A 2,539-nucleotide genomic window follows, 5' to 3' on the forward strand; every position below is an offset into this window, starting at 1 on the left:
GCCCGGTGGGGGCCGTTCGCGCTGTTCCCCGCGCCCCTCAAACGCGGGGCTGCGCCCCAGCCTTTGCCCTGAAGGAGCGCGGGGAACGGCGCGGCCCACCCCCACCGACCCGCACGTAAGGGGGCGCGGGGAACTGCGCGGGCAACCCCCACCGGCCCGCAGGCAAAGGGGCGCGGGGAACTGCGCGGGCAACCCCCACCGGCCCGCAGATGAAGGGGCGCGGGGAACTGCGCGAACGGCCCCCACCGGGCCGCAGGTGGAATTCGGGGCAAGGCCCACCCCCCCAGGGGCGCGGGGAACTGCGCGCTCAGCCCCCACCGAGCCGCAGATGAAGGGGCGCGGGCAACCCGCAGGGCCCGCAGTCGTATTGACCGTCCGCCATCGTGGTGGTGTGCTCGGCGGACGGTGAGGGGAGGACGGGGATGCGTAACGACCGTCATGCCAAAGGCCCGAGTTTCGCCGAACTGCGCCCTCTCAAAACCGCCCCCGACCAGCCCGGCTTCCCCGTCTACCCCGACCTCGTCGAACGCCTCACGCGGGACAAGGACCACCCGGACCCCGACGGAGTCATCCCGCACACCATGGCGACCTGCGCCGCCTACGCGTACGCCGGATTCGCGCAGCGCGCCGACCCCGACACCGTCGCGATGATCATGACGCGCCTCGGCCTGGAGGAGAACGACTGCCAGGTGTTCGAGCAGCGCGTGGACGCCATGTACATCGCGTCGGCCGCGTACCTGATCCAGGACCGCGACCGCAGGATCGCCGTCCTGTGCTACCGCGGCACCCAGCCCGAGGACGTCATCAGCATCCTCACGGACGCGGACGTCCGCCCCGAGATGCTCGACGTCGAACTGGACGGCCGGCGCCACGAGGTCCACGCCGGCTTCTACCGGAACGTCCGCGCCACCCGCTACCTGGTCGTCGAGGCCCTGGACCGCGCGCTGCGCGGCGAGTCCGTGGTGCCCGGCGGGACGGGCACCCGCGGCCACGGCCTGGAGGCGCTCTACATCACCGGCCACAGCCTCGGCGGTGCGATGGCCGCGCTGATGGGGGTGATGCTCACGATGGAGCCCCGCTACCGCCGCATCGCCGACAAGCTCCGCGCCGTCTACACCTTCGGGCAGCCCATGGTCGGCGGCCCGGACTTCGCGCGGGCCTGCGAGGAGGCCACCGGCCCGTACAGCAGCCGGCCCCTGCGTGAGCGGATGCTCCGTTACATCTTCGACCGTGACGTCGTACCGGCTCTGCCGCCCCGCCCGGTCGGACCGTACGCGCCGTTCGGCCGGGAGTTCCACTACCGCAGGTCGCGCGGGCCGATGGACACGGCTCTGGCCTTCGCGGCGGACTCGGCGCTGGAAGCGGTGACCCTGCCCGGCGAACTGCTGCGTACTCTGATCGGCAACCCGATCCACCAACCGGCCGCCCGGATGGGAGAGTTGACGGTTCGTACGGCCGAGTCGCTGCGGCGTTCCGTGCGGCCCCTGCTGCGTGTGCGGCACGAGGGCTGGCAGGAGAGCGGCGAACCGGGCCTGCACTACCCGCAGATGGACTCGCTCGCCGGTCTGGCCGTCGTGGCGCCGCTGGCGTTCCTGGCGACCCGGCTGGCACTGACCCGGACCATCCCCTTCAAGTACTCCTTCGACGACCACGGCCCGGGCCACTACGTCAACTCCCTCGCTCCACCAGGGGTGTTGAGCGAGTTCGGAGACGTCCTGTAGCCCGGGCCGGGGAGCCCCGCGATCCGGGGAGACCGCCTACGGCTTGGCGTTCCACTCCGCGAGGACGGGGCGGCCGTGCTCCAGCGAGAGCCGGCTCACCGTGGCCGTGTCCAGCCGGAACAGCCGTCCGTCCGAGGCGGGCAGTCCGAGCCGGCGCGCGGTCAGGACGCGCAGGAAGTGCGAGTGGGCCACCAGGACCACGTCACCCTCGTCGAGCGCCTTCGCCGCGTGGGCGAGCACCCGGTCGGCACGCTCGCCCACCTCGGCGGGCGACTCGCCTTTCTGCCCGTCCGGGCCGGGCGGCACCCCGTCGTTCCACAGGTACCAGTCGGGACGGGTCCGGTGGATGTCGACGGTCCTGACACCCTCGTACGCCCCGTAGTTCCACTCGTGCAGATCGGGGTCGACGACGGCCCCGGTCAGCCCCGCCAGCTCCGCGGTCCGTATCGCGCGCCGGAGGGGACTGGTGAGCACGAGGACACAGGACCGCCCGGCGAAGAGCGGGACGAGGGACTTCGCCTGTTCCTCGCCGTGGGGGGTGAGGGGCAGGTCGGTCCAGCTGGTGTGCTGTCCCGATCTGCTCCACTCGGTCTCGCCGTGTCTGACGAGGAGAAGGTCGCCCATGACTCCTACTTCGCGGACTCGACGGCGTGGCCGCCGAACTGGTTGCGCAGTGCCGCGATCATCTTCATCTGCGGCGAGTCGTCCTGCCGGGACGCGAAACGGGCGAACAGCGACGCGGTGATCGCGGGCAGCGGTACCGCGTTGTCGATGGCCGCCTCGACGGTCCAGCGGCCCTCGCCGGAGTCCTGCGCCAA

The 2,539-nt window shown here is 72.1% G+C and carries 2 protein-coding genes and 1 pseudogene; 1 reads left to right on the forward strand and 2 read right to left on the reverse strand.

Annotated elements, in window-relative coordinates; translation table 11 throughout:
• Positions 1-422 precede the first annotated feature (422 nt).
• A complete protein-coding gene (locus tag ACFVH5_RS44280; protein WP_385839353.1) occupies positions 423-1,721 on the forward strand; it encodes a lipase family protein in 1,299 nt (432 codons plus the stop codon).
• Positions 1,722-1,757: 36 nt separating this feature from the next.
• On the opposite strand, the gene ACFVH5_RS44285 is transcribed toward ACFVH5_RS44280, so the two are convergent.
• Both ACFVH5_RS44285 and ACFVH5_RS44290 read right to left on the reverse strand, forming a co-directional pair.
• The gene (locus ACFVH5_RS44285) at positions 1,758-2,345 is read right to left on the reverse strand and encodes a histidine phosphatase family protein (RefSeq protein ID WP_385839354.1); all 588 of its coding nucleotides are present in this window, start codon (positions 2,343-2,345) and stop codon (positions 1,758-1,760) included.
• Positions 2,346-2,350: 5 nt separating this feature from the next.
• Positions 2,351-2,539: pseudogene (locus tag ACFVH5_RS44290) on the reverse strand (6-phosphogluconate dehydrogenase); the annotation flags it as partial.

This window comes from Streptomyces sp. NPDC127119 (genome assembly GCF_042677425.1).
Taxonomy (GTDB): Bacteria; Actinomycetota; Actinomycetes; order Streptomycetales; family Streptomycetaceae; genus Streptomyces.